This window comes from Rhodococcus sp. NPDC006774, assembly GCF_040636045.1.
Lineage (GTDB): Bacteria > Actinomycetota > Actinomycetes > Mycobacteriales > Mycobacteriaceae > Rhodococcoides.
Window position 1 is genome coordinate 32514 of sequence record NZ_JBEYIW010000006.1, and the last position, 26985, is coordinate 59498.

28 protein-coding genes are annotated in these 26985 nt (G+C 64.8%); 10 read left to right on the top strand and 18 right to left on the bottom strand.

Annotated features, from left to right (window positions below; translation table 11 throughout):
• Window positions 1–118 precede the first annotated feature (118 nt).
• Window positions 119–1606 carry a DUF349 domain-containing protein gene (locus ABZ677_RS11030; RefSeq protein ID WP_358369234.1) on the top strand — a complete coding sequence of 496 codons (1488 nt, stop codon included), beginning with the start codon at window positions 119–121 and terminating at the stop codon, window positions 1604–1606.
• Between the two features lie 72 nt (window positions 1607–1678).
• Here ABZ677_RS11030 and ABZ677_RS11035 read toward each other — a convergent pair whose 3' ends face one another.
• Complete coding sequence (locus ABZ677_RS11035; RefSeq protein ID WP_037190114.1) at window positions 1679–2266, bottom strand: hypothetical protein; 588 nt, start codon at window positions 2264–2266, stop codon at window positions 1679–1681.
• Window positions 2263–3798 (bottom strand): tRNA (N6-isopentenyl adenosine(37)-C2)-methylthiotransferase MiaB, encoded by a 1536-nt coding sequence (gene miaB / locus ABZ677_RS11040; RefSeq protein WP_358369660.1) that lies wholly within the window; start codon window positions 3796–3798, stop codon window positions 2263–2265. The genes ABZ677_RS11035 and miaB overlap by 4 nt, the downstream gene beginning before the upstream one ends.
• A gap of 264 nt (window positions 3799–4062) precedes the next feature.
• Between miaB and ABZ677_RS11045 the strand changes: the two genes are divergently transcribed.
• The 4 genes from ABZ677_RS11045 (at window position 4063) to ABZ677_RS11060 (ending at window position 7309) form a co-directional block, all read left to right on the top strand.
• Window positions 4063–4791, top strand: coding sequence for an amino acid ABC transporter ATP-binding protein (locus ABZ677_RS11045; RefSeq protein WP_170944851.1), 729 nt, complete (start codon window positions 4063–4065; stop codon window positions 4789–4791).
• 52 nt (window positions 4792–4843) lie between these two features.
• Window positions 4844–5674 carry a glutamate ABC transporter substrate-binding protein gene (locus tag ABZ677_RS11050; protein WP_094742029.1) on the top strand — a complete coding sequence of 277 codons (831 nt, stop codon included), beginning with the start codon at window positions 4844–4846 and terminating at the stop codon, window positions 5672–5674.
• A gap of 85 nt (window positions 5675–5759) precedes the next feature.
• Window positions 5760–6437, top strand: coding sequence for an amino acid ABC transporter permease (locus tag ABZ677_RS11055; protein WP_094649903.1), 678 nt, complete (start codon window positions 5760–5762; stop codon window positions 6435–6437).
• Window positions 6437–7309 (top strand): amino acid ABC transporter permease, encoded by an 873-nt coding sequence (locus ABZ677_RS11060; protein ID WP_094742030.1) that lies wholly within the window; start codon window positions 6437–6439, stop codon window positions 7307–7309. Before ABZ677_RS11055 ends, ABZ677_RS11060 begins: the two co-directional genes overlap by 1 nt.
• A gap of 106 nt (window positions 7310–7415) precedes the next feature.
• On the opposite strand, the gene ABZ677_RS11065 is transcribed toward ABZ677_RS11060, so the two are convergent.
• From ABZ677_RS11065 to ABZ677_RS11085, 5 genes are all read right to left on the bottom strand, one after another.
• A complete protein-coding gene (locus ABZ677_RS11065; protein ID WP_358369239.1) occupies window positions 7416–7967 on the bottom strand; it encodes a regulatory protein RecX in 552 nt (183 codons plus the stop codon).
• Between the two features lie 12 nt (window positions 7968–7979).
• On the bottom strand, window positions 7980–9017 hold the full coding sequence (gene recA, locus ABZ677_RS11070) for a recombinase RecA (protein WP_008716921.1): 1038 nt from the start codon (window positions 9015–9017) through the stop codon (window positions 7980–7982).
• 195 nt (window positions 9018–9212) lie between these two features.
• Window positions 9213–9404 carry a DUF3046 domain-containing protein gene (locus tag ABZ677_RS11075; protein ID WP_037189524.1) on the bottom strand — a complete coding sequence of 64 codons (192 nt, stop codon included), beginning with the start codon at window positions 9402–9404 and terminating at the stop codon, window positions 9213–9215.
• 10 nt (window positions 9405–9414) lie between these two features.
• Window positions 9415–10587: a nucleotide disphospho-sugar-binding domain-containing protein gene (locus tag ABZ677_RS11080; RefSeq protein WP_358369244.1), complete on the bottom strand. Its 1173-nt coding sequence runs from the start codon at window positions 10585–10587 to the stop codon at window positions 9415–9417.
• Between the two features lie 68 nt (window positions 10588–10655).
• Window positions 10656–11294, bottom strand: coding sequence for a TetR/AcrR family transcriptional regulator (locus ABZ677_RS11085; protein WP_230596218.1), 639 nt, complete (start codon window positions 11292–11294; stop codon window positions 10656–10658).
• Between the two features lie 223 nt (window positions 11295–11517).
• On the opposite strand from ABZ677_RS11085, the gene ABZ677_RS11090 reads away from it, so the two are divergent.
• Complete coding sequence (locus ABZ677_RS11090; protein WP_358369248.1) at window positions 11518–12414, top strand: diacylglycerol kinase; 897 nt, start codon at window positions 11518–11520, stop codon at window positions 12412–12414.
• Window positions 12415–12428: 14 nt separating this feature from the next.
• On the opposite strand, the gene ABZ677_RS11095 is transcribed toward ABZ677_RS11090, so the two are convergent.
• The 5 genes from ABZ677_RS11095 to pgsA form a co-directional block, all read right to left on the bottom strand.
• Complete coding sequence (locus tag ABZ677_RS11095; RefSeq protein WP_037190120.1) at window positions 12429–12602, bottom strand: hypothetical protein; 174 nt, start codon at window positions 12600–12602, stop codon at window positions 12429–12431.
• A 99-nt stretch (window positions 12603–12701) separates the two neighbouring features.
• A complete protein-coding gene (locus ABZ677_RS11100; RefSeq protein WP_179274655.1) occupies window positions 12702–13502 on the bottom strand; it encodes a hypothetical protein in 801 nt (266 codons plus the stop codon).
• Between the two features lie 112 nt (window positions 13503–13614).
• Window positions 13615–14424, bottom strand: a complete 810-nt coding sequence (locus ABZ677_RS11105; RefSeq protein WP_037189526.1) for a PspA/IM30 family protein — start codon at window positions 14422–14424, stop codon at window positions 13615–13617.
• Window positions 14425–14568: 144 nt separating this feature from the next.
• Entirely contained in the window at window positions 14569–14910 is a 342-nt protein-coding gene (locus tag ABZ677_RS11110; RefSeq protein ID WP_032397883.1) for a helix-turn-helix transcriptional regulator, read from the bottom strand.
• 252 nt (window positions 14911–15162) lie between these two features.
• The gene (gene pgsA, locus ABZ677_RS11115) at window positions 15163–15756 is read right to left on the bottom strand and encodes a CDP-diacylglycerol--glycerol-3-phosphate 3-phosphatidyltransferase (RefSeq protein ID WP_094634559.1); all 594 of its coding nucleotides are present in this window, start codon (window positions 15754–15756) and stop codon (window positions 15163–15165) included.
• Window positions 15757–15995: 239 nt separating this feature from the next.
• On the opposite strand from pgsA, the gene ABZ677_RS11120 reads away from it, so the two are divergent.
• Window positions 15996–16583: an amino-acid N-acetyltransferase gene (locus ABZ677_RS11120; RefSeq protein ID WP_230596219.1), complete on the top strand. Its 588-nt coding sequence runs from the start codon at window positions 15996–15998 to the stop codon at window positions 16581–16583.
• 41 nt (window positions 16584–16624) lie between these two features.
• Window positions 16625–16909: a YciI family protein gene (locus ABZ677_RS11125; RefSeq protein WP_094634276.1), complete on the top strand. Its 285-nt coding sequence runs from the start codon at window positions 16625–16627 to the stop codon at window positions 16907–16909.
• A gap of 83 nt (window positions 16910–16992) precedes the next feature.
• On the opposite strand, the gene ABZ677_RS11130 is transcribed toward ABZ677_RS11125, so the two are convergent.
• Window positions 16993–19680 (bottom strand): DNA translocase FtsK, encoded by a 2688-nt coding sequence (locus ABZ677_RS11130; protein ID WP_358369253.1) that lies wholly within the window; start codon window positions 19678–19680, stop codon window positions 16993–16995.
• 69 nt (window positions 19681–19749) lie between these two features.
• A complete protein-coding gene (locus ABZ677_RS11135) occupies window positions 19750–20373 on the bottom strand; it encodes a TIGR03085 family metal-binding protein (RefSeq protein ID WP_037190125.1) in 624 nt (207 codons plus the stop codon).
• Between the two features lie 96 nt (window positions 20374–20469).
• Here ABZ677_RS11135 and ABZ677_RS11140 point away from each other — a divergent pair, with 96 nt between their 5' ends.
• Window positions 20470–21249, top strand: a complete 780-nt coding sequence (locus tag ABZ677_RS11140; protein ID WP_037189530.1) for a sulfite exporter TauE/SafE family protein — start codon at window positions 20470–20472, stop codon at window positions 21247–21249.
• A 31-nt stretch (window positions 21250–21280) separates the two neighbouring features.
• On the opposite strand, the gene ABZ677_RS11145 is transcribed toward ABZ677_RS11140, so the two are convergent.
• The 3 genes from ABZ677_RS11145 to thyX all read right to left on the bottom strand — a co-directional run bounded on the left by ABZ677_RS11145 (window position 21281) and on the right by thyX (window position 24904).
• Complete coding sequence (locus tag ABZ677_RS11145; RefSeq protein WP_037189531.1) at window positions 21281–23035, bottom strand: ribonuclease J; 1755 nt, start codon at window positions 23033–23035, stop codon at window positions 21281–21283.
• A gap of 107 nt (window positions 23036–23142) precedes the next feature.
• Window positions 23143–24051, bottom strand: a complete 909-nt coding sequence (dapA, locus tag ABZ677_RS11150) for a 4-hydroxy-tetrahydrodipicolinate synthase (RefSeq protein ID WP_032377140.1) — start codon at window positions 24049–24051, stop codon at window positions 23143–23145.
• Window positions 24052–24151: 100 nt separating this feature from the next.
• Window positions 24152–24904, bottom strand: coding sequence for an FAD-dependent thymidylate synthase (thyX, locus tag ABZ677_RS11155; protein WP_037189533.1), 753 nt, complete (start codon window positions 24902–24904; stop codon window positions 24152–24154).
• Window positions 24905–25044: 140 nt separating this feature from the next.
• Here thyX and ABZ677_RS11160 point away from each other — a divergent pair, with 140 nt between their 5' ends.
• Window positions 25045–25524 carry a hypothetical protein gene (locus tag ABZ677_RS11160; protein WP_358369259.1) on the top strand — a complete coding sequence of 160 codons (480 nt, stop codon included), beginning with the start codon at window positions 25045–25047 and terminating at the stop codon, window positions 25522–25524.
• Window positions 25525–25530: 6 nt separating this feature from the next.
• Here ABZ677_RS11160 and zwf read toward each other — a convergent pair whose 3' ends face one another.
• Window positions 25531–26985 carry a glucose-6-phosphate dehydrogenase gene (zwf, locus tag ABZ677_RS11165; protein WP_037190126.1) on the bottom strand — a complete coding sequence of 485 codons (1455 nt, stop codon included), beginning with the start codon at window positions 26983–26985 and terminating at the stop codon, window positions 25531–25533.

A 26985-nucleotide genomic window follows, 5' to 3' on the forward strand; every position in this document is an offset into this window, starting at 1 on the left:
GGACGAGTCCACCTCGAGTCGTCTGAGCTGTTTCAATGGTCCGATCGGTCGTCACCTAGTTCAATGGTGTCCAGATCGCGATTGAGGCAGCCGTGACGCGCGGCAGAGATGAGGAACAATGACCGACCCGAACGCCGGCACCCCCACCACCCCCGAGGCTGCACCCTCGGATGCACCCGCCCAGAACCCCGGTGCCACCGCGCCCGATGCGGTGAGCCACGGCGGACCAAGGCCCGGAGGTGGCCCCAAGCCGGGCGGTGGACCGAAGCCAGGTGGTGGACCCAAGCCCGGTGGCCCTGGTGCAGGTGCTCCGCGTCCCGGTGGTTCGGCCGGTGCCAAACCTCACCCGACCCCCTCGCACGTCCCCACCGCGATCCCGACGGTCGCGCCGGTGAGTGATCCCAGCAAGTTCGGCCGAGTCGACGACGACGGCACCGCGTGGGTGACCACCTCAGACGGCGAACGTCAGATCGGGTCCTGGCAGGCCGGAGACGCAGCGGAAGGACTCGCACATTTCGGTCGGCGCTACGACGATCTGGCCACCGAGGTCGGTCTGCTCGAAGCCCGATTGACCTCCGGTACGGGCGATGCCAAGAAGACCAAGGCCGCAGCGTCCGCACTCCTCGAGAGCCTGCCCACTGCGGCGGTGATCGGCGACCTCGATCTGCTCGCCAGGCGACTCGACGCGGTCGTCGAGCATTCGGACGCTGCAGCAGCGGTGGCCAAGCACGAGAAGGAGCTCGAACGCGCCGAGCACACTGCACGCAAGGAAGCACTTGCAGTCGAAGCCGAGCAGATCGGCAGCGAATCGACCCAGTGGAAGCACGCGGGAGATCGACTGCGCGAAATCCTCGACGAGTGGAAGACGATCCGCGGGGTCGACCGCAAGATCGACGACGCTCTGTGGAAGCGCTACTCCAAGGCACGGGAGAACTTCAACCGTCGCCGCGGCGCACACTTCGCCGATCTCGATCGTGAGCGCGGTGCGGCCAAGACCCGCAAGGAAGAACTGGTCGAGCGGGCCAAGGCCTTGTCGTCGTCCACGGATTGGGGTCCCACCGCAGCCGCGTTCCGCGATCTACTGGTGGAGTGGAAGGCATCCGGTCGTGCCCCACGCGATGCCGACGACGCTCTGTGGAAGAACTTCAAGGCCGCGCAGGACGTGTTCTTCGCTGCCCGCAACGCTGCGGCGTCCGAGCGGGACGCCGAGTTCGAGTCCAACGCCGAGGCCAAGGAAGCTCTGCTGGCCAAGACTCACATCGATCCGAGCAAGGACCTCGATGCTGCTCGTTCGGCACTGCGCGACCTGCAGGACAAGTGGGATGCCATCGGCAAGGTTCCACGCGAGAAGATGCAGGAACTCGAAGGCAAGCTGAGGGCGATCGAGAAGTCCGTCCACGACGCGGTGGAGTCGCAGTGGCGTCGTTCCGACCCCGAGGCCGTCGCCCGCGCCGCGCAGTTCCGCGAGCGGGTGGCTCAGTTCGAGGATCAGGCCGCGAAGGCGACTGCAGCAGGCAAGACCAAGGACGCCGAGCGTGCGCTTGCACAGGCGCAGCAGTGGCGCGAGTGGGCCGACGCAGCCGAGAGCGCCGTCGACGAGTTGTGATTCGCCGGCGGCCTCGATTCGGCCGGAGTCGTTTCGCTGACTCCACTCCTGGCCGGGGGCGGCCGTTCGGGCCTACGGGGCCGAGTGGCCGTCCCACAGTCGCAACTTCTGCTCACCCGACGCGGCGGCGATGCGCCGCTGCTCCTGAGCGGCGAGCTGGGCGTTAGTCTTGTTCCACACGGCCTTGAGCCAGTGGAACGTCAGTGCGATGACGGCGATCCACGCGATGATCAGGCCGATCCCCGGTCCGGCACCCTGCAGGTTGTCCGGCACGGTCTGCCGCGTCCAGATCGAGAACATTCCGTACACCGACGACACCGCACACCCAGCGAGGGCGGCCCAGGCCAGCGCCCATATACGGGTGACGAGCGCGAGCACCGACATCACCACGCCGAACGTCAGCACCAGCATCACGAAGACGCGCGACGGCAGCGCGATGGATTCCGCAACTGCGGCATCGCTGCCCGTGAGCACGTCGAACCCGCTGGCCGATCCGGTGTGCGGCAACGCGAACGTGACCAGCAGGACCAGCACCAGCCCGGCCACGACCATGGCCCGGGCTCCCGGGTCCAGCTCGGTCATCACCGCTCTTTCCGTTCGTCCGAGTTCCTCTGCGGATCGAGAGGGTACGACGCGATCGGGTCCGTCTGTGTTGGTCATGCGGTGCATCCTGTCTCTACCGGTAGCGGCGCCGGTGCGCCGATCGAGGGAAGTCCGAGGCCGACGCCGATCGGTGCCGTCTTGGGCATCACTCCGCGTTCGTGGGCGTCTCCTGCTGCCGTGCGGCGGTGGGTGAGCACGCCGGCATCGGCGATGAGGTGGTACGGAGCGGCGGCCGTCAGCGTGGTCGTGACGACGTCACCTGGGCGAATCCCGCTCGCCCTGTCGGCGTCGACGGCGAAGTGCACGAGTCGACCGTCCCGTGCTCGGCCGCTCATCCGATGCGTTGCCGCGTTCTTCCGGCCTTCACCGGTGGCGACGAGCAGTTCGACCTCGGTACCGATCAGCGCCTGGTTGGCAGCGAGAACGATCTCTTCCTGCAACGCGATCAGGCGTAGATACCGTTCCTGCACAACCTCTTTGGGTACCTGGTCGGGCATGTCGGCGGCCGGGGTGCCCGGACGCTTGGAGTACTGGAAGGTGTAGGCGTTGGCGAACTTCGCTCGGCGCACCACGTCGAGGGTCTGCTGGAAGTCCTCTTCGGTCTCGCCCGGGAAGCCGACGATGATGTCGGTGGTGACGGCCGCGTGCGGCATGGCCTCGCGGACCTTGTCGATGATGCCCATGAACTTGCTCTGCCGGTAGGACCTACGCATCGCCTTGAGGATTCGGTCCGATCCGGACTGCAGCGGCATGTGCAGGGTGGGGCAGATGTTCGGGGTCGACGCCATCGCCTCGATGACGTCGTCGGTGAACTCGGCCGGGTGCGGAGACGTGAAGCGCACGCGCTCGAGACCTTCGATCGAACCGCATGCGGTCAGCAGCGAGGCGAACGCGCCGCGATCACGGGGCATGTCCGGATCGGCGAACGAGGCACCGTATGCATTGACGTTCTGGCCGAGCAGCGTCACCTCGAGCACGCCCTGATCCACCAATGCCTGTACCTCGGCCAGGATGTCGCCCGGCCTGCGGTCGATTTCCTTGCCGCGCAGGGCCGGAACGATACAGAACGTGCAGGTGTTGTTGCAGCCCACCGAGATCGACACCCAACCCGCGTATGTCGATTCTCGTTTCGCGGGCAGGGTGGACGGGAAGGCCTCGAGGGATTCGAGAATCTCGACCTGCGCCTGTTCGTTGTGCCGGGCGCGCTCGAGCAGTACCGGCAGCGACCCGATGTTGTGGGTACCGAAGACGACGTCGACCCACGGTGCCTTCTCCACGACGGTGTTGCGGTCCTTCTGCGCCAGGCAACCGCCCACGGCGATCTGCATGTTGGGGTTCCGCGTCTTCGCGGGCCGCAACATACCGAGGTTGCCGTACAGCTTGTTGTCGGCGTTCTCGCGCACCGCGCACGTGTTGAACACGACCAGATCTGCGTCGGTCCCTGCGTCCGCAGGAACGTAGCCGGCTTCCTCGAGCAACCCGGACAACCGCTCCGAATCGTGGACGTTCATCTGGCAACCGTGCGTACGCACCTCGTAGCTGCGGGGACTCGTCGACGACCCGTCGGTGAACGGTACGGGCTCGGACACCCCGTGCTCGGTCACGTCCACGGTCGGAAAAACACTCGTTTGCACCCCTCCAGGGTACGTCCATCGCACCGACCGACACGCCGGGGTCGAGGGCCCCACCGGAGACTGTCCAGGGCCGATGCAGACCGTCAGTAAAGTTTCCATTACATAATCGAAGATGACGGGCGAAAACACCGGTCAGCGAGGAAACTACGCATAGGGTTTCGATCTATGACGCACGCCACCGACGCGCCGGCATCGACACCCCCGCCGGGCGCACCCTCGATGATCTCGCTCAAATCCGTCGACAAACATTTCGGTGATCTGCACGTCCTCAAGGACATCAACCTGGAAGTGCCGGCCGGACAGGTCGTCATCGTCGTTGGTCCTTCCGGATCGGGCAAGTCGACCCTGTGCCGGACGATCAACCGGTTGGAGCCGATCGACTCCGGTGCCATCGAAGTCGACGGAGACCTGCTCCCCGCCGAGGGCAAGGCCCTGGCCGCACTGCGTGCCGACGTGGGCATGGTGTTCCAGTCGTTCAACCTGTTCGCGCACAAGACCATTCTGCAGAACGTCATGCTCGCGCCGATGAAGGTGCGCAAGCAGAAGAAGGACGAGGCAGAGAAGAGCGCCCTGGCCCTCCTCGAACGCGTGGGCATCGCCAACCAGGCAGACAAGTATCCCGCTCAGCTGTCTGGTGGTCAGCAGCAGCGTGTCGCCATCGCGCGATCACTCGCCATGAATCCCAAGGTGATGCTCTTCGACGAGCCCACCTCGGCACTCGACCCCGAAATGGTCAACGAGGTACTCGACGTGATGACCTCGCTCGCCAAGGAGGGCATGACGATGCTCGTCGTCACCCACGAGATGGGCTTCGCCCGCAAGGCAGGCGACCGCGTCATCTTCATGGCCGACGGAGCCGTCGTCGAGGACACCGATCCGGAGACGTTCTTCAAATCCCCCAAGTCCGAGCGAGCCAAGGACTTCCTGGGCAAGATCCTCGGCCACTGACCCGATTCACCGCTCGTCCCCGCACGCACGACTCAACCGAAGGACATCCACTGTGAGAATCACCCGACCGCTTCGCTTCGGTGTCGCCATCGCCGCTCTCTCCATCGTCGCCACTGCCTGCGGCGGCGGCGAGGAAGCACGCACCATCTCGACCAGCGCCGAATCCGGCAACCTCATCGTCGGCATCAAATTCGACCAGCCCGGCCTCGGTCTCCGTAATCCGGACGGCACGTTCAGCGGATTCGACGTCGAGGTGGCCAAGTACGTCGCCGGTCAGCTCGGTGTCGACGAGGCCAACATCGAATTCAAGGAGTCTCCCTCCGCTCAGCGCGAGACCCTGATCGAAAACGGTGAGGTCGACTACATCGTCGCCACCTACTCGATCACCGATACGCGCAAGGAAAAGGTCGGTTTCGCCGGACCGTACTTCGTAGCGGGCCAGTCGCTGCTGGTCAGCCAGGACAACACCGACATCACCGGTGCCGATTCGCTCGAGGGCAAGCGACTGTGCTCCGTCACCGGCTCCACCCCGGCCCAGAACATCGCCGACGAGTACCCGGGCGTTCAGCTCCAGCCGTTCGACACCTACTCCGCCTGCGTGGAAGCACTGCGCAACGGCACTGTCGACGCCGTCACCACGGACGACATCATCCTCGCGGGCTACGCCGCGCAGTCTCCGGGTCAGTTCAAGGTGGTCGGCGAGCCGTTCACGACCGAGAACTACGGTATCGGCCTGAACAAGGACGACACCGACGGACGCAACAAGATCAACGACGCCATCGAAGAGATGGTCTCGAGCGGTGCCTGGGAGCAGGCGTTCAACGACACCGTGGGCGCGTCGGGCTACCCGCTGCCGACCCCGCCCACCGTCGACCGCTACTGATCGACCCTGTCGTCGTGTTCCGCGTGCGCGTGCACGCGGAACACGACGGTTCGATCTCGCCGAGCCGTGAGGATCAACAAGCACCGTGAACCTATTGAGCAAGTACGGCGATCAATTGATCGACGCGTTCCTCTCGACCATCTACCTGACGTTGGCCTCCCTCGTCGGCGCGCTGGTCATCGGAACGATCGTTGCCGCGATGCGGGTGTCTCCCATCCCGATCGCACGTGGCATAGCCGCGACGTACGTCACCATCTTTCGTAACACCCCGTTGACCCTGGTCATCCTCTTCACCTCGTTCGGCCTGTTCCAGACGATGGGTGTCTCTCTGGCATCTCAGTCGTCCCCGACGGGCCTCGACGACAACAACTTTCGTCTGGCAGTCCTCGGTCTGAGCATCTACACCGCATCGTTCGTCGCCGAATCTCTGCGGTCGGGAATCAACACCGTCCCGGTCGGTCAGGCCGAAGCGGGCCGATCGCTGGGCATGACGTTCACCCAGAACATCTCCATCGTCGTTCTTCCACAGGCATTCCGAGCCGTGGTCGGACCTCTCGGCAGCGTCGTGATCGCGTTGACCAAGAACACGACCATCGCCTCGGTCATCGGCGTCGCCGAGGCGTCGTTCCTGATGAAGAACATGATCGAGAACGAGGCCGCGATCTTCGTGGTCGGCGGCATCTTCGCGCTCGGTTTCATGATCCTGACGCTCCCGACCGGGTTGCTGTTCGGCTACATCAGCAAGCGATTGGCGGTGTCATGATGAGTGATGCAGTAGCAGTTCTGTACGACGTTCCGGGACCGAAAGCAGTACTGCGGTACCGCATTCTGACCGTGGTCGTTGCAGTCGTCTCGCTGGGAATCGCGTTTCTGATCTACCGGGCACTCGATTCCAAAGGGCAGTTGACCGCGGAGAAGTGGGATCCGTTCCTCGAATCGACCACGTGGACAACGTATCTGTTGCCCGGCATTCAGGGAACTCTCGTCGCGGCCGCGCTGTCGATCGTGTTCGCTTTGATTCTCGGTGCTGTCCTCGGCATCGGCCGCCTCTCGGATCACCGCGCGGTACGCATCGTCAGCGGCGCGATCGTCGAATTGTTCCGCGCTGTCCCCGTGCTGATTCTGATGATCTTCCTGTACGCGGTGTACGCCGATTACGAGGTCTTCAAGGTCAAGTACTTGGCCTTGGCGGCAGTGGTCACCGGCCTGACGCTGTACAACGGTTCCGTCATCGCAGAGATCGTGCGTGCCGGTGTCAATTCGTTGCCCAAGGGTCAGCGGGAAGCAGCGTCGGCTCTCGGAATGCGCAAGAGCCAGGTCATGTTGCTGGTTCTGCTCCCCCAGGCCGTCACCGCGATGTTGCCTGCGATCATCTCGCAAATGGTGGTCGCGCTGAAGGACTCGGCGTTGGGCTACGTGATCGGTTACGTCGAAGTGGTGCGGTCGGGTCAACAGGTGGGTGCGTTCTACAGCAACTACCTGCCGTCGCTGATCATCGTCGCCGTGATCATGATCATCATCAACTCTGCGTTGACCAAGTTGGCAACTGTGGTCGAGCGACGCCTGCGTTCTCGTAAGCGCAAGGCGGGGGCGACTGCTGTTGTGCCGGCTCTCGACGGTGGTCAGGCAGCCTGACCTCGCGTCGGCGGCAACTGAGTAAGCCTTCGACGAGTAAGGCCCGCAACACCGATGGTGTTGCGGGCCTTACTGTTTCTCGACGGCACCGGCTCGAGGTGGACGATCACATCGTGTCGGGGCCGTCGAAGTCTTCGGTGTCGGCACCTGCGCGGTCGAGTTCTTCTTTGACCACCGCAAATGCCATTCCTTGCGAGTAGCCACGGCGCGCGAGCATACCGACCAATTTTCGGACCACCTTGTCCCGCTCGGTGCGGGCATCCGGCCCACTCGGGTCCGGCAGCTGCAGCGTGCGGAATCGCTTGCGTACCAGCTCACCTGCACGGTGGCGCTCGTCGTCGGCATCGATCAGATCGAGTGCGTGCACTGCGAGTTCGTTGCTGACTCCCTTGTTGCGGAGCTCCATGCTCAGTGCACGTTTTCCCTTGCCGGAGTACTTGTGCCGAGATTGGACCCACTGCTGCGCGAACGACTCGTCGTCGACCAATTTGGCCTTCTCGAGCCGGTCGAGAACGGCGTTCGCGATCTCGGTGGTGAATCCCTTCTTGGCCAGGCTGGCTTCGAGTTCGTGTCTGCTACGCGCTCGGTCGGTCAGCAACCGAAGGCAGACATCTTTCGCCTGCGCCTCGGTGCCGCCGCCTTCGTCTCGCTGCTGCACAGCGACGACGGGCTAGAAGTCGACCGGAGCAGCTGCGGGCTCTTCCGCGGTGACGTCCGCGCCGATCTGCAGCTTCTCCATGATCTTCTTCTCGATCTCGTCCCGCACATCGGGGTTCTCGAGCATGAACTTGCGAGCGTTCTCCTTGCCCTGGCCGAGCTGGTCACCTTCGTAGGTGAACCACGAACCCGACTTACGGATGAAGCCGTGCTCGACGCCCATGTCGATCAACGAGCCTTCGCGGCTGATGCCCTTGCCGTAGATGATGTCGAACTCGGCCTGCTTGAACGGCGGCGCGACCTTGTTCTTGACCACCTTGACACGGGTGCGGTTACCGATGGCGTCGGTTCCGTCCTTCAGGGTCTCGATGCGGCGGATGTCGAGGCGAACCGAGGCGTAGAACTTCAATGCCTTACCACCGGTGGTGGTTTCGGGAGAGCCGAACATGACGCCGATCTTCTCGCGCAGCTGGTTGATGAAGATCACGGTGGTACCGGAGTTGCTCATCGCGCCGGTGATCTTGCGCAGCGCCTGGCTCATCAGGCGAGCCTGCAGACCCACGTGACTGTCACCCATCTCGCCTTCGATCTCGGCGCGCGGTACGAGTGCGGCCACCGAGTCGATCACGAGGATATCGAGTGCGCCCGAACGGATCAGCATGTCGGCAATTTCGAGGGCTTGCTCGCCGGTATCGGGCTGTGAAACCAGCAGTGCATCGGTGTCGACACCGAGCTTCTTCGCGTAGTCCGGATCCAGTGCGTGCTCCGCGTCGATGAAGGCAGCGATGCCGCCTGCCCGCTGAGCACTGGCCACCGCGTGCAAGGCAACGGTGGTCTTACCCGAGGACTCCGGGCCGTAGACCTCGATGACACGTCCACGCGGCAACCCTCCGATGCCGAGTGCCACATCGAGCGCGATCGATCCTGTGGGGATGACGGCGATGGGCTGGCGGACTTCGTCACCGAGGCGCATCACCGAACCCTTGCCGAAGTTCTTGTCGATCTGCGCGAGTGCGAGATCGAGCGCTTTGTCGCGATCGTATGCAGCCATCGTGAGCTCCCTGTGTCGTGTCGTTCAGCTGTGTCGTGTCGATCAGCTTTGTCGTCGGTAACGCTAGAACGGGGTACCGACAAGAAGTTTCTCTGGACCGCTCAGCAACCGTTGACACCAGCATAGGGGAACACGTGTTCGAGTCAACTACCGCGGCGTTCGACACGCCGATCGAACTCGATCCGACCTACGGAGCTACCAGCGTTCTTTCGGAACGTCGAACTCGTAGCAGATCGAGCGCCATACTTCTCTCGGGTCGACGCCCTCCTCGATGGCCTGAGCCCCGGTCCGTCCGATCCCGGACAGCACATGATCGGTCAGCAAGGAATTGCCTCGAACGGAGCCGAACTCCTCGGTGAGCAGTTCACGAAATTCGGTCAGACGCACAACGACAACCCTAACGCCCGCGCCCTGGAGTGCTGCGGGCGAGCACCCGATGACAGACGGACACCGGATCCTCGACGGACTTCGCCCCGTCCGACGCCGTCGCCGCCGCCCTGGAGAAGCGGGGATCGGACAGTACGGTGGCCACCGCGTCGGCGATCGAGGTCGGCGTCGGGGGCCGCACGATGACGGCACTCCCCTGCCGGGCAGCCCGATTCGCCAGCTCCCACTGATCACCACCGCCGGGCACGGTCACCACCGGAACACCGTGAATGAGCGCCTTGGCCAGCATGCCGTGACCACCGCCGCACACCACCACATCGGCACGGCGCAGCAGTTCGTCCTGCCGGCCCAGACCTGCGTTCGCCCAGCTCGGGAGTACGTCGGGGCCGCCGTCGAGAACGGAGGCAACGACCCGGACTCCCCTGCCGTCCAACCCTTTCAACGCCATCTCGAGCATTCCTTCCGCTCCGGTGAACGCTGTCGACGGCGCGACCATCACCAGCGGTGACGAGCCGTCCGGAGTATCGAGCAGGTCGTCCGTCGGTTCCCACAGCAGAGGGCCGACCACGTGTGCGTCCTTCGGCCAGTCGGGGCGGTGCACCTCGAGCGCCGGAATCGTGGCGACGAGCCGAGCCGCCGGGCCCGGATCCTCGGCAGGCAGTCCGATGCTCGTCCGCGCTGTGGACCGCTGAGCTCGCCCCTGAGCGATCGAGCGTGCCGTCAACGCACGCATCACGGTATCGCGCAGCCTGCCACGAACACCGGTACCCGGAGCCAGGCCACTTCCGATGGGAGGCAACCCTTTCGAGGGCGAATACAGTGGATGGGGCGAGAGCTCGACCCAGGGGATACCGAGCCGCTCGGCCGCCATGCCGCCCCCTGCGGTCAGGATGTCGGACACGACGAGATCGACGTTCTCCCGCTCGAGGTCGGGCAGCAACTCGGTCGAGACGAACGCCGCCCGTGAGTGGATACGTTGTCCGGCATCGAGATCGTCGTCTTCCGGCCGCGGCGCAAGACCACCCAAAGGAAGCGCACGTAGCCCCGCGGCGTGCGCGTCGGGTACCCACCGGCTACCGGTGAACAGGATCGGTTCGTCGCCCGCCGCACGGAAGAGCAGAGACAGCGCGATTGCCGGAAAGGCATGCCCCGGATCGGGCCCGGCCACCACTGCTACTCGCACGAACCCAGCGTGCCACACTCGAGCCGTCCTGCTCCACGTGTGCCGAGATCAGGTCGACGCAGCCTCGTTCACGCAGTCTCGGGCCGGAGGTAACTGTCCACTGCATACGCCATCTGGCGGGTCACCTCGCTACCGGAGACGCGCTCGGACACCATCTCCGCGGACTGCACCGCGGACTGCACCATCAGGAGCACCAGCGTGGCCAGCGTGGTGGGATCCCCTGCACGAATCGAGGAATCACGTTGTCCGGCAACGACCAAGGAAGACAGTGCGTCGATGATCAACGCCTGACTGGTTCCGAGTCGATGCAGAATGTAGGTGGCGAGTACGTCGGAATCGGAACGCAGAATCTTGACGAACAGCGGATGGAGCCGAATGCGGTCCGCTACTTCACCGACGGCAGTCACGAGCTGATCGCGAGCCGACGCGGTGGCGTCGAAACTCGGGATCAGGGCACCGATCTCACGAGTGAGCAGGCTCGACACCACTGCTCGTGTATCGGCCCATCTCCGGTACACGGTGGGCCTGCTGACCTTGGCGCGACGCGCGATCTCCGCCAAGGTCGTGCGCTTCACTCCGTGTTCGAGGATGCAGGACTTGGCCGCGTCGAGAACGGTGTCTTCGACCGATTTCTCGGGAGCATCGGTTCGGGAAGACGATTGGGGGGGCTCGGACGAGGCAAGACTCGACACCGGCTGCTCGATCACGTGCCACCCTTCGCAATTCGGACAAAAGTACTGAACTTCAAGCGACAACAGTCTCTTTCGTTACAGTACCTCACGGTTACACGCACATTCGGCCCGAAAGTCACCGATATCACGCATGCGCGATGCACGCCGGAGGCATTCGGCCACGAATCGCCTCGGTCACCACCACGGCAATCGTCAACCCTGGCAAGCTGATCGATGTGACAGACGAATCGGTGCGGCCATGACCCGATCGGTGACGGTGTTGACCAATCCGATGGCCGGCGGTGGGCGGGCAGGGCACGCCGGACGGAGCGCCGTGGCGCGCCTGCGGGAGCGGGAACTGCACGTGACGACCATCGAGGGCCGCACCCCCGGGGACGCGTTGACATTGTTGGAGAAGGCCGTCGGCAGCGGTACGGAGGCCGTGGTCGCGGTCGGCGGCGACGGGCTCGTCAATCTCGTCGTTCAAGTGCTCGCCGACACCGATGTCCCGATGGGCCTGATCCCGGCCGGCACCGGCAACGATCTGGCACGAACCCTGGGACTGCCTCTCGACGATCCTGCTCGCGCAGCCGACATCGTCGCCGACAATGCCACGCGCGCAATCGATCTCGGACGAACAGGCGAACGCTGGTTCGCCACCGTCCTCTCCAGTGGTTTCGACTCGCTGGTCACCGAGAGGGCCATTCGACTGCGCTGGCCGCGTGGACCTCTCCGGTACAACGCGGCCATGATGCTGCAGCTGGCGTCACTCCGAAAGCTCCCGTACGTCATCGAACTGGACGATGCCGAGCTTCGTCTGGACGCCACCTTGGTGGCGGTCGGAAACGGCAGGAGTTACGGAGGCGGCATGGTCGTGTGCCCTGCCGCGCGGGTGGACGACGGTCTGCTCGATGTCACCGTCGTTCGCGGGGTGAGTCGGACGCGACTGCTCACTCTGTCGCCGACTCTCTATCGGGGAACACACATCGACCTGCCCGAGGTCGATACATACACCTCGACGCAGGTCACCCTGCGGTGCGACGGAATCATCGCCTACGCGGACGGTGAGCGCGTCGCCGAACTACCTGTCACCGCTCGCTGCGTACCGCGGGCACTTCGAGTGTTCGTCGATCGGGGTTCTGTACCTCGAAGGTGAACCTGACCGCTGGGTCAGAACTTCAGCGACGAACGGTCGTCGTTCGAGGAAATCGCCTTGTACAGCCACACCAGCCCCAACACGATCGCGCCTGCAACCACGAGCCAGAAGACGCCCTTGATGATGGTGCCCAGAAGCGCAAGCGCAATCCAGATCAGAACGATGAATCCCAGTACTTTCCAGAACATGAGTGCTCCTACCGTGTCGCCGCGCACCGTGTCGTATCGCGTACTTCGATACTGGCACCCGAGCGCGACGAGCACATCGGGGGTGAACCCTGAATTGTCTCAGCGGTGTCGGGCCCGGATAGCGTCGATCTCGGTGAGCGCCTCGGCCCATCCCTGCAATCGATCCGTCGCCGACAGCAGCTCGCGTCGATGCGATTCCACGACCGTAGCCGACACCGATCCGGCCGGTCCGGTCATCCGCGCGGCCGCAGCGACGAGCTGCTCGTACTGATCGACCCCGGTGGCGAGTTCGGCTGCAGCCGAGGCTATCCCGCCGCGCAGATGCTCGCGGGTCACTGCGCTCGCTGCCCCCGCACGTTCCAGAGCGGCGATGTCCACGGCCACTCCTTCGAGACCGCGGGCTGCATCGGACGTCACACCGATCATCTCCTCGACGTCGTCGGCACCGATCGTCTCGGACCTCGCCAGGATCCCCAACAACTCGAACAGACTCTGCTCGGCACCGGCCAGTCGAGTCATCGACTCGTACGCGGCGGATCCGCGCTGCGGCGACACACGCTTGGTCGGTAGGCCAACGGGGACCGGTTGGGCTCGAAGACGCCGCAACCGCGTCACCGCGAATGCCGCAGGCACGGCCATCAGGGCAGCGCTACCGCCGCCCACGAACAAAGTCCACTCCGGGGCCGACAGCACGGCCATCCCCGCAGTTCCCACCGCGGTCGTCGTGGACGCGGCACCGAACCTGATTCCGCGTCGTCTGGCGCGGCGAATCTTCTTCAGATGCTTGACGCGCGGGTCTCTTCGACGTCCGGCGGCGTCGAGAATCGAGGTACCGACACTACGAGCGGATTCCGCCAGAGACCTCACCACCGCGCCGGACTCGGTGACGGCTGAGGTCACGGCCTCTCGATCGAGCGAAACGGCCGGCCGCTTACGCGACCGGCCGGATTCGTGTTCTCTTCTACCCATGTCGACGCTCTTGTCGGACGACCGAGCTGTTCGTCAGGTCGATCTACGCCTGAGCCGGAGGCTCGGGCGTCGCGTCCGGGGACTTTGCAATCGAGGGCTTCGCCGCGGCGTTGCCGGACGGCAGCGAGTCGCCTGCCATCGAAGCGCGGATCTGCTCCAGGCGGCTGTGGCCCGCCATCTGCACGGAAGCCTGCTGGACCTCCATCATGCGACCGGAGACCGAGTTCTGAGCCAGCTCCGCCGATCCAAGGGCATCGGCGTAGCGACGCTCGATCTTGTCGCGTACGGCGTCGAGGCTCGGGGTGTTTCCGGGCGCGGACAGGGTGCTGTCCATCGACCGCAGGGACTCGCTGACCTTCTCCTGCATCTTCGCCTGCTCGAGCTGGCTGAGCAGCTTGGTGCGTTCTGCGACCTTCGACTGCAGAGCCATGGCGTTCTGCTCGACGGCCTTCTTGGCCTGAGTGGCCGCCTGCAGAGACTGGTCGTGCAGGACCTTCAGGTCCTCGACGCTCTGCTCGGCGGTCACCAACTGCGCGGCGAAGGCCTCGGCTGCGTTCGTGTACTGCGTGGCCTTTTCGATGTCGCCCGCGGTGGCGGCCTGATCGGCCAGCGTCACCGCTTGCCGTGCGTTGGCGTTGAGCTTCTCGACCTCGTCCAGCTGCCTGCTGAGCTTCATCTCGAGCTGGCGCTGATTACCGATGACGGACGCGGCCTGCTGGGACAGTGCCTGATGCTGCCGCTGCGCGTCTTCGATCGCCTGCTGAATCTGAACTTTGGGGTCGGCCTTCTCGTCGATCTTGGAATTGAAGAGCGCCATCATGTACTTCCAGGCTTTGACGAAAGGATTAGCCATGGGGTGGTCCTGCCTCCATCTGTTGCGCCGCGGTGGCCGCGTACGGGTCGGCTGCTCTCGCAGTGACCGAAATGAACCTGTCCGTGCTGTGAAAGTCGGGTGCGTGGTCTGGGTCAGGAGTGGAAACTGAGTACTTTTCCGATCTTAGGCGGCGGCGAGAGCTCTGGCAGCAGGTGCCGGAATCACGACGCGAGTATCGCCGTCGATGCGGGTGGCGACCGCCGCCTCGTCGAGCCGCGCGGCGGCGGTGGAGGCGTCGGACAGTGTCACACTGACATCGCTCATGACGTCCGAGAGCGGGACGGCGAGGGCGTCGCAGATCGCGGCGAGGAGTTCACTCGACGCCTCCTTGCGACCGCGTTCCACCTCGGAGAGGTATCCGAGGCTGACGCGTGCGGTGTTCGAGACTTCACGCAGGGTTCGGCTCTGTGCGACGCGAGTACGCCGCAAACTGTCGCCGAGTGCTTCACGCAATAGCAGCGCCATCTCGCTCCTCCTCGTTGGTGTTCGTGCCGACGTCTGTGCCGTCGAGACGACAACGTTCATATCTCGTTCGTCCGGAGCCGTCACGATGTTCAACGTCCCAGCCGGTCCGATTGGTTCCCGACCCTATATGCCCGTTCACTCCAACACGCGCCGAAGTTGCTCCGACACGGCTGCCAAGACTGTATCTCGCCGAATCGTCGGTCTGCTCGCTCCCGTTCGACATGGCCGCTGTCGAGGTCACGTCGGAACGATTCACGTCGAGGTCACGCCTCGGCGCAGGCGAACGGCCTGCACCACGTAGTCCAGGCCGGTGTACACCGTGAGCAGTACCGCGAGCGCCATCAACGCAACCGCCACCGGGTCCACGACGCTCGGCAGCGGGCACAGGTACACCCCTATCGCGAACGTCTGCACCAGAGTCTTCACCTTGCCGCCGCGGCCTGCGGGGATGACGCCGTGCCGGATGACGGCGAACCTCACGGCGGTGATACCGATCTCCCGCACCCCGATGATCACCGTCACCCACCACGACAGATCGCCCAACATCGACAGTCCGACGAGCGCGGCACCGATCAGCGCCTTGTCCGCGATGGGGTCGGCCATCTTCCCGAAATCGGTGACGAGACCGTACTTGCGGGCCAACTGACCGTCGATCCGGTCGGTGATGGCAGCAGCGGCGAAGATCGCGGTTGCCGCCAGTCGCCACGACGTGTCCTGGCCGTCGCCGACGAACAGCGCTGCGAGAAAAACCGGAACCAGTGCGATTCGGAGCACCGTGAGAACGTTCGCGATGTTGAGCAACGGCACTTCGTCCGGTCCACCGGAGACGGCATTGCCGTGGGGCAGCCCCGACTTGCGCGGAGTCTCCCCTGTGCCGGAGGCGCGATCGTTCGGGATCTCACCACTGGATGGAACGCCGTGACCAGGCGCAACCGGCCCACTCATCGGCACACCCGCGAACCGTCGAAGACGTACCGGTCGGTGTGTCGGCTTTTGCGCAGCACCGATCCGCCGAGACGGGGACACAGCTCACGAAGCGACACACGAAAAGTTTATCGGTTGAGGTACTGACTACTGTTCACCCCATGACTTCTGGGCCGAATCGGGCGAGTCGCGACATCGCAGACCCCGAATCCGACGTGCATTCCGACATCGCGGACCGTGGCTCCGCCGGCGACGGCACCCTCGTCGTGCGTCGCGCCAGGACCTCCGACATCCCCGAGATCAAGCGTTTGATCGACATCTACGCCGGACGCATTCTGCTCGAGAAGAATCTCGTCACCCTGTACGAGGCGGTGCAGGAGTTCTGGATCGCCGAGCGTGACGGCGAGATCATCGGCTGCGGTGCGTTGCACGTGCTGTGGGCCGATCTCGGCGAGGTTCGCACGGTCGCGGTCGATCCCGCCGCGAAGGGGCACGGTGCAGGCCACCTGATCGTCGCCAAACTGATCGAGGTCGCTCGTGATCTGGCGCTGCAGAAGGTGTTCGTGCTGACGTTCGAGGTGGACTTCTTCTCTCGACACGGGTTTGCCGAGATCGACGGAACCCCCGTGACGGCCGAGGTCTACGCGGAGATGTGCCGTTCGTACGACACCGGCGTGGCGGAGTTCCTCGACCTGAGTTACGTCAAACCGAACACTCTGGGCAACACGCGGATGCTGCTGTCGCTCTGACAGAATTCTTGGATCACCCCTCGAATCCGGAAGAGAGCTCCATGCCCCTGATCGCCGTCAGCTACACCTACTCACCCGCCACCACGGACGGACGCGACACCCATCGCGCAGCCCACCGCGCCTGGCTGGCCGATCTGCTCGAGCAGAAGACCCTGGTGTCGAGCGGACCGTACGCCGACGGCAGCGGGGCGCTGCTGCTGGTGGACGGCCCGGATGCCGCCACCGTCGAAACGCTGTTCGCACAGGACCCGTTCGCGGTGGAGAACCTGATCGAGTCGGCGACGTTCCACGAGTGGACGCCCGTCATGGGCACCTTCACGTCCTGATCTTTCCGATCACCCGGTTCGCGTGAATGGACCACTGCACCGCCGAGACGGCTGCAATGGTCCATTCACCCCGACCGGGAGCGTCAGAACTCGTCCGACGCGGGCTGCTCGTCCGGGTCGCCGCCCTTGATCGACCACAGCAGACCGTCGAGCTCGTCCGGTTTGACGAGCACCTCGCGGGCCTTCGATCCCTCACTCGGGCCGACGACTCCGCGATTCTCCATCAGGTCCATCAATCGCCCGGCCTTGGCGAAGCCGACTCGAAGCTTGCGTTGCAGCATCGACGTCGAACCGAACTGGCTCGTCACGACCAGCTCGACCGCCTGCAACAGCACGTCGAGGTCGTCGCCGATGTCGGGGTCGACGTCCTTCTTGTCCGAGACCTTCGCTGCGGTGACGGTGTCGTTGTACTCGGGCTCGGCCTGGTTCTTGGCGAAGTCGACGACGGCAGCGATTTCCTCGTCGGTGATGAACGCACCCTGCAGACGCGTCGGCTTACCGGCACCCATCGGCAGGAAGAGCGCGTCGCCCATGCCGATCAGCTTCTCCGCGCCCGGCTGGTCCAGGATGACGCGGGAGTCGGTCAGCGACGAGGTGGCGAAGGCCAGACGCGACGGCACGTTCGTCTTGATCAGACCGGTCACGACGTCGACCGAGGGTCGCTGGGTGGCGAGCACCAGGTGGATACCGGCGGCGCGAGCCTTCTGCGTGATCCGCACGATTGCTTCCTCGACGTCGCGCGGGGCGGTCATCATCAGGTCGGCGAGCTCGTCGACGATCGCGAGGATGTACGGGTAGGGCCGGTAGACGCGTTCACTGCCCAGGGGTGCGGTGATCTCGCCCGAGCGCACCTTCTTGTTGAAGTCGTCGATGTGACGGACCTTGTTGATCTGCATGTCCTGGTAGCGCTGCTCCATCTCCTCGACGAGCCACGCCAGCGCCGCGGCAGCCTTCTTGGGCTGCGTGATGATCGGGGTGATGAGGTGCGGAATGCCCTCGTAGGGCGTCAGCTCCACCATCTTCGGGTCGATCAGGATCATCCGAACCTCGTCCGGCGTCGCCCGTGCGAGCAGCGAGACGAGCATCGAGTTCACGAAGCTCGACTTACCGGAACCGGTGGATCCGGCCACCAGCAAGTGAGGCATCTTCGCGAGGTTGGCACTGACGAAGTCGCCCTCGATGTCCTTACCGAGTCCGATCACCAACGGATGGTGATCCTTTCGCGTCGACGGCGCAGTCAGCACGTCCGCCAGGCGGACCATCTCACGGTCCGAGTTGGGCACCTCGATACCGACCGCAGACTTCCCCGGGATCGGTGCCAACAGGCGCACGTTGTCGGTCGCGACCGCATAGGCGATGTTGCGTGCGAGTGCGGTGATCTTCTCGACCTTGACGCCGGGACCCAGCTCCACCTCGTAGCGAGTGACCGTGGGCCCGCGGGTGAAACCGGTGACCGCGGCATCGATCTTGAACTGCTCGAGTACCTCGGAGATGGCCTCGATCATGGCGTCGTTGGCCTGGCTGCGGGTCTTGGGCGGGTCGCCGTCGATCAGTAGCGACAGCGACGGAAGCGTGTAATCCCCGTCGACGACGCGATCGACGACGATCTTGTCGTCCTCGGCTGCCTGCTTCGGTTCGGCTGCCTTCACGATGGGCTTCGGCTTGGGCCGCGGGGCCGCGACCGGCTCGGGGGCAGGTGTGGGAACGGCCGCGGCAGGCGTGATGACCTCGGTGGCGGCCTCGGGTGGCGGGGTCTTGCGCGCGCGTGGCGGCTTGGCGACCGGGATGTATTCCTCGGTCGGATAGTTGTCGTACGGATCCGCGCCGCCGTGGACGGGATAGCCGTCGGCGTCGAAGTTGCTGTCGTAGTCGCCGTAGCCCTCGTCACCGAACTCGGAGCCGAAGTCGGCCGGGTCGTACTCGTCGTATTCGTCGCCGCGACTGTCGGTGCCGAACAGTGCACGCATCCGATCGGGTACGTCGCGGACGGTGGTACCGGTGAGCAGAAGTACTCCGAACAGCCCGGCGAGCAGCAACAACGGTACGGCCAGCCATACGGTGAGGCCGTCGGCGATGGGCCCACCCGCCACGTATCCGACGAAGCCTGCACCCTCGGATCGGCCGGCGGCATCGGTCGGTGAACCAGCGGCCATGTGCCACAGTCCGAGGATCGGCAGGCCGAGCAGAATTGATCCCAGGACCAGGCGCGGCCGTACCTCGGGATGTGGTTCGGAGCGCATCAGAACGACAGCGATTGCGACACCGAGCACGGGCGCGACGTAACCGGCTTCACCGATGACGGCGCGGATGCCCACCTCGATCCATTCGCCGACCGGTCCCCCGGCGCTCAGCCACACACTCGCGGCGACGACAACACTGACGGCGATGAGTCCGAGGGCAATTCCGTCCCGCCGGTGGCCGTGTTCGATGTCGGCGGCCTTGCTCACCGTCCGAGTCGTGGCACCGACTCCGCGCGCCGCCATCGACCAGGTGGACGCGATGCCCCGCCCGATCGCGTCGAGGGCACCGCGTGACTTCTTCTTCGCCGCAGGCCGCCGAGCCGTCGACGCGCCCCTGGCGGGGGCCTTGCCACGCGAGGATGCGTTCGCGCGGGACGTCGCCGGGTTGCGCGGCGCGGTGGGCTTCTTCGGCGTCGTGACGGTGCGCGCGGTACGGCCGCCGCCGGATTTACGGGCGGTGCCGGACGCGCGCGCGGAGCCGGATCCGCTGGACCCGGCCCTGGCGGTGGAGGTGCTGGTCTTTCCTGCCATGCCCCCAGGCTAGTCGCAACAGCCCCGTCGAAACCATCCGCAACACCAGTAACAGCGGAGGTGAATGTGTCAGAAGCTCAGATCGAGCGCCTTCACAGCAGCGACGTCGTCTGCCGAACCCTCGTACAACACCTCGATCCGGTCGCGTCCGAACGCGTAGAGCAGTAGTTCCGACGGCTCCCCCACCACGGTCACGCCGGGACCCGAGCCGCCCTTGAACGTCGCCCGTCGGCCATCGGGAGTGCGCACGTGGACAGGTACGGGCGAGGAGCGGTGACCGCCCCGACCCACCAGACGAACCTGTGGCCAGAGCCGGGTCTCCACCGCACTGGGCAACACTCGCCGAGTCCAGTTCTCGCCTGCCCGGCGCAGATCCTCGTGATGAACGAACATCTCGCCGAGATTGATCAGCGGATCCAGCAGTGCGAACGGCGACCAGATAGGCGGCCCCGTCCGCACGTCCTCCACCACTGTCGTGAACGGCTTGTTCGCCACGGAACGCTGGACGCGTTCCGTGTACCCCGCGAGCGGAGAAAGAAAAATGCCAGGCGATGCGTCCAGGCGTCGCTCGCGGACGACGAGATGCGCTGCGAGATCTGCCGCTGTCCACTCACCGCAGAGCGTCGGCGCATCGGGACCCACGTCGAGAAGGGTCTGGACCAGCTGAGAACGTTCATCCTGGGCAAGGCTCACACCGACCACGGTACGTCCCGAGCCGACCGACGGCATCCCGCCGGCCCCACACTCCCCGATGTTCGACGCGCCCGAGGCGTCGGTAGCCTCCCAACAGTGCCGGTATCGGAAATTCTCGTCATCCTGCTCGCCGGACTCGGAGCCGGAGCAATCAACGCCGTCGTCGGTTCCGGGACGCTGATCACGTTTCCGACGTTGGTCGCATTCGGCTACCCGCCGGTGGTCGCCACCATGTCCAACGCCGTGGGACTGGTCGCGGGAAGCGTCTCGGGCACGTGGGGCTATCGCCGCGAACTGCGCGGACAGTGGCATCGACTTCGGTGGCAGTTGCCCGCCTCGTTCTTCGGAGCGCTCGGCGGGGCCTGGCTGCTGTTGCATCTACCCGAAACCGTCTTCGCCGCAGTGGTTCCGGTGTTGCTCATCGGTGCGCTGATTCTCGTTGTCGCACAACCGAGAATCCAGGCCTGGGCCAAGCGGCGATCGGAGGCCGCCGGCAAGGCCGCGAACCACATCAGCCGGACCAGGATGGCCTTGGTCACCGGCGGCACTCTGCTGGTGGGAATCTACGGCGGCTATTTCACTGCAGCACAGGGCATTCTGCTCATCGGGGTGATGGGGGCACTGCTCCCCGAAACGATGCAGCGGATGAACGCAGCCAAGAATCTGTTGTCGCTGGTCGTCAATGTCGTTGCAGCGGTGACGTACACGATCTTTCGATTCGACGACATCAGCTGGCAGGCAGCCGGACTGATCGCGGTCGGCTCCCTGATCGGTGGAGCCGTCGGAGCACGCTACGGCCGCCGGCTCTCGCCGGCGGCCCTGCGTGGTGCCATCGTCGTTCTCGGTCTGATCGGACTCTGGCGACTACTCGTCTAGACGATCGCGTCCAGTTCGGCTGCGGGCACGCCTAGTTCGACTGCGGTTGCGGCTTGACCGCGATGATCGTCGGAACGATCATCGGCTTGCGGCGATACTTGTCCGCCACCCACCGACCGACGACACGACGCACTGCCTGCGCGATGCGGTGCGTATCGGACACGCCGTCGGATGCCAGACGCTGCAACTCCGACTCGACGAGCTGACCGGCTTCCTTGAGTGCGGCCGGATCGTCGGAGAATCCGCGACCGGACACCTCGGGTGCGGTCACTGCACGTCCGGTGGCCGAATCGACGGCGACGCTGATCGCGATGAATCCGCCCTCGCCCAGTACGAGTCGATCGGACAGCGTCGAATCACCGACGTCACCGACCGAGAGGCCGTCGACGTACACATGCCCCACGGGCACCTGTCCGACGATCTCGGCGAGACCGTCGACCATGTCGACGACCACGCCGTCCTCGGCCAGCACCACACGCTCCTCGGGGACACCGGTCGCCTTGGCCAGTGCCGCGTTGGCGCGCAGGTGACGCCACTCGCCGTGTACCGGCATGGCATTGGTGGGTCGAACCGCGTTGTACAGGTACAGCAGCTCACCGGCCGAGGCATGGCCCGAGACGTGAACCTTCGCATTCTGTTGCGTCACGACGGTCGCACCACGCTTGGCGAGGCCGTTCACCACAGCGAACACCGAGTTCTCGTTGCCGGGGATGAGCGAGGACGCCAGCACCACGAGATCGTTCGCCTTGACGTTGATCTGGCGATGCTCGCCGCGAGCCATACGGGACAGCGCCGACAGCGGCTCGCCCTGCGAACCGGTGGAGATCAGTACCAACCGGTCGTCGGGAAGCGTTGCGGCAGTGTCGACATTGACCTCGAGGCCGTCGGGCACACGCAGATAGCCGAGATCCTGAGCGATCTGCATGTTGCGGACCATCGACCGACCGACGAATGCCACCCGACGGTTGTACCGCTCGGCGACATCGATGACCTGCTGGATGCGATGCACGTGACTGGCGAACGACGCGACGATGACGCGCTGCTTCGCCTTGCCGATGACGGTGTCGAGCACTCCGCCGATCTCACGTTCGGGCGTGACGAATCCGGGCACCTCGGCATTGGTGGAGTCGACCAGAAACAGGTCGACACCCTCGTCGCCGAGCCGCGAGAAGCCGGCCAGGTCCGTCAGCCGGCCGTCGAGCGGCAGCTGATCGAGCTTGATGTCACCCGTGTGCAGCACCAGACCGGCGTCGGTTCTGATGGCGATGGCGAGCGCGTCGGGAATCGAGTGGTTCACCGCGAAGTACTCGCAGTCGAACGGTCCGTGCTGCGTGTGCTGACCTTCGATGACCTCGACGAGGTTCGGCCGCAACCGGTGCTCACGGCACTTGGCCGCGACGAGCGCGAGGGTGAACTTGGATCCGACGACGGGCAGGTCGGGACGCAGTCGAAGCAGGAACGGGACAGCACCGATGTGGTCCTCGTGACCGTGTGTCAGAACCACGGCCTCGACGTCGGCCATGCGGTTCTCGATGTGCCGGAAGTCGGGCAGGATCAGGTCGACACCCGGCTGCTGGTCCTCGGGGAAGAGCACGCCGCAGTCGATGATCAGCATTTTGCCCTGATGCTCGAACACCGTCATGTTGCGACCGATTTCGCCGATACCGCCGAGCGCGACCACTCGCAGGCCCTTGAACGGGGCCTTCGGAGGTGTACCCAGACGCTCCGTCGGGTCGAATTCACGACGTTTGTCGGGACGCTGAGTGCGCGCCGAGTTCTGCACCATCGGCTTGCCCTGCCTGGCCCCTGCCGGTTGGCCCTGCTTCGGGGCCGGACGCTCGGAGGGGGGTCCGGCGTTTCGGGTTGCGCGTCCGCGCGATCTGTTCGGTCGTGTCATACAAGAACTCCTGCCGCCCGCAGCTCTGCTGCGAGCAATTCGATGTGGTCGATGCTCGGAGGCACCTGGGGAAGTCGTGGTTCGCCGACATCGATTCCGATGAGGCGAAGGCCGGCCTTCGATGCGCTGACGCCACCGAGGCGCGCGACCGAACGAATGACCGGAATGAGGCTGACGTTGATCGCCTGTGCACGCGCGATATCGCCCATCATGAACGCGGTGTGCAGCTCACGGAGACGAGCCGGAACGAGGTGGCCGATGACACTGACGAAGCCGGTTGCCCCGACCGACAGCCAGGGCAGGTTCAGCGGGTCGTCGCCGGAGTAGAACTGCAATCCGGTCGACGCGATCAGTTCGGCACCGGCGTTCAGATCGCCCTTGGCGTCCTTGACCGCGAGGATCCGCGGATGCTCGGCCAGCCGACGCAACGTCTCGGTCTCGATGGGGACTACCGACCGCGGCGGAATGTCGTAGAGCATCACGGGCAGGTCGGTGGCGTTCGCGACCGCGGTGAAGTGTGCATACAAGCCGGCCTGCGGTGGCCGGGAGTAGTACGGGGTGACCACCAAGAGACCGTGTGCGCCTGCACGGGCGGCGTCACGAGCGAGTTCGACGCTGTGCGCGGTGTCGTTGCTGCCGGCCCCCGCGATGATGCGAGCTCGATGGCCGACCGCAGCGATCACCGCGCGGAGCAGTTCGAGCTTCTCGTTCTCGGTGGTGGTGGGCGATTCGCCCGTCGTTCCGGCCAGAACCAAGCCGTCGTTGCCCTGCTCGACGAGATGATGTGCCAGCCGAACGCCCGCATCGATATCCAGCTTACCGTCCGCTGTGAACGGGGTCACCATGGCGGTGAGCACCGTACCGAACACAGGCGCAACGGAAGGAGCGGCGTCACCGTAGGTCATGGCAGCAGATTACCCGGTGCTTTACGCACTCTCGCGCAGCGGGACTCCCCGCCGACACTCGCCACGTGTACCCGGTCTCGGCCGCAACCGAACCTCGCCGTCAGACCTCGGTCACGAACGGGCTGCGGGCCACTTCCGTGCCGTCCGGCAGCGTCGAGATCTCGAAGTCGCCGAACACGTCCGGAGCCACTCCCACGAGCTTACGCAGACATTCGACGGCAACACGGCGAATTTCCACGTCTGCGTGCTCCGAGGCACGCATCGACACGAAATGCCGCCATGCACGGTAGTTTCCGCTCACCACCACGCGCGTCTCGGTCGCGTTCGGCAACACCGACCGGGCCGCCTGCCGCGCCTGTTTGCCCCGCAGGGCGGCATTGGTGACCGATTCCAGCTTTCCCTCCAGCGCACCGAGCAGCTCGGTGTACGCCGCCCGGCTCGCCTCGGTCGCCGACGCGAACAACGCCTCGAGCTCGGGATCACCCTCGACAGCCGGCGGAAGAACCACGTTGGCGTCGTGCTCGGGAACGAATCGCTGCGAGAGCTGCGAGTAGGAGAAGTGCCGGTGCCTGATCAGCTCGTGCGTGCACGATCGCGAGATTCCGGTGATGTAGAAGCTCACGCTCGCGTGTTCGAGAACCGAGAGGTGTCCGACATCGAGCAGATGACGCAGATACGAGGCATTGGTCGCGGTCCGGGGGTTGGGCTTGGACCAGCTCTGATAGCAGGCACGTCCGGCGAACTCGACCAACGCCTGCCCGCCGTCCGCATCGGTTTCCCAGGGAATGTCGACCGGCGGAACGAACTCGGTTCGGGCAACCAGTTGCACTCTCAGCGCAACCGTCCGCGGCACAGCTCTACCTTCGTTTTCTGCTGACACCGCACAACCCTAAACGCGGCACCGATGCCCGGCGAACGATGACGTCATGACGCTGCCGCATGACGTCACCAGGGGTGCTTGACCGACGTCAACTATGACGCCACACTGGCGTCATGGAACTGGACAAGTACACCGCGTCGCTACGCACGGATCTACTCGCGGCGGCCGCTCTGGGAGACGAGCACACCCGTACGACGGCCGAAGCACTCGGCAAGACGGCGGAAGCCTCGGCCAGATTGATGCTGCTCACGGCGCTGTCGGACTTCGCAGCAGAGGTATCGAACGACCTGGACGGACATACGGTCACAGTTCGCCTCGACGGTACGCAGGCGCACGCGGATGTTCGACGCGAAAGCCCCGTTCCCGGCCTGCACGACGGCGATCCGGCGGAGCCCGTCACCGAGGACTACCCGACCATGGACGACGTGTCCGGTGAGGTCCGACGGGTGACGCTGCGACTGGTCGAACAGATCAAGGAACGTGCCGAGGACGCCGCGAACAACAGCGGAGTGTCACTCAATTCGTGGTTGTCGCAAGCGGTTCAGGGCGCACTGCGCGATCAGATGCGCAAGGATCGCGGCTGGAACAACTGATCGGCCCTACTTCTTCTCGCGCCACTCCCGCTCGAACGGCAACCGCCATGCGTGTGGAGCGATGAGTTGATGAATGGCGTTGGGCCCCCACGAGCCCGGTGCATACAGGCGAACCGGGGGCGGGTCGGCGAGCAGCGGTTCGGACACTTTCCACAGCCGCTCGATGCCCTCGGCCGTGGTGAACAGCGTGTGGTCGCCGTACATGGCGTCGAGAATCAGCCGCTCGTAGGCCTCGAGTACGTCGCCGACTCGTTCGGTTTCGTGAACTGCGAACTGCATGCTGAGTTTGTCCAGGCGCATTCCGGGACCGGGGCGCTTACCGTAGAACGACAGTGACACCTTCGAGGCGTCCGCAAGATCGAAGGTCAGGTGGTCGGGACCTTGCGCACCCACGCCCGAGCCGACCGGGAACATGCTCTTCGGTGGTTCCCTGAAGGCGATCGAGATGATGCGTTGCCCCTCGGCGAGGCGTTTTCCGCTGCGCAGGTAGAAGGGCACTCCGGCCCAGCGCCAATTGTCGATCTCGCACTTGAGTGCCACGAAGGTGTCGGTGTCGGAATCGGCAGCCACCCCCTCCTCCGAGCGATAGCCCGTGTACTGGCCTCGCACAACGTTTTTCGGGTCCAGCGGCATCATGGATCGGAAGACCTTGTTCTTCTCCTCGCTGATGGCGCGGGGTTCGAGCGCCGTCGGCGGTTCCATCGCCATGAACGCCAGCACCTGGAACAGGTGGGTGACCACCATGTCCCTGTACGCACCGGTGGATTCGTAGAATCCGGCGCGCCCGTCCAGGGCGAGCTTCTCCGGGATGTCGATCTGGACGTGATCGATGAAGTTTCGGTTCCAGATCGGCTCGAACAACCCGTTGGCGAAGCGGAAGGCCAGGATGTTCTGCGCGGGCTCCTTGCCGAGAAAGTGATCGATTCGGAAGATCTGATCCTCGTCGAACGTTTCGTGAACCCGGGCGTTCAGTGCGATCGCGCTCTCGAGGTCGGTGCCGAACGGCTTCTCCATGATGATCCGGGAGCGCTTCACCAGATCTGCCGACGCGAGCGTATCCACCACTGCCAGAGCAGCTCTCGGGGGAACCGACAAGTAGTGCAGCCGTTTGGCGCTTCCTCCGAGCTCGATCTCGGCCTCGGCCACGGCCTCCCCCAGCGCCGCCGGTCCTGCCTTCTGCGACACGTAGGTCAGTCGCGAGGCGAAACGACTCCATTGCTCGTCGCCGACCTTGCGACTCGAGTGGGTGTTGATCGATTCGCGAGCGAGAGCGCGGAATTCGTCGGTCGACAGCTCTTCCAGCGATGTGCCGACGACCCGGATGTTCGGCGCGAGATCGGACAGCGCCAGATGCATCATCCCGGACAACAGTTTTCGCTTGGCCAGGTCTCCTGTCGCCCCGAACAGGACGACGACCTGGGGTGGGAGTTCCGTGGCGGTGTCCGTCCGGCGTGAAGTCAC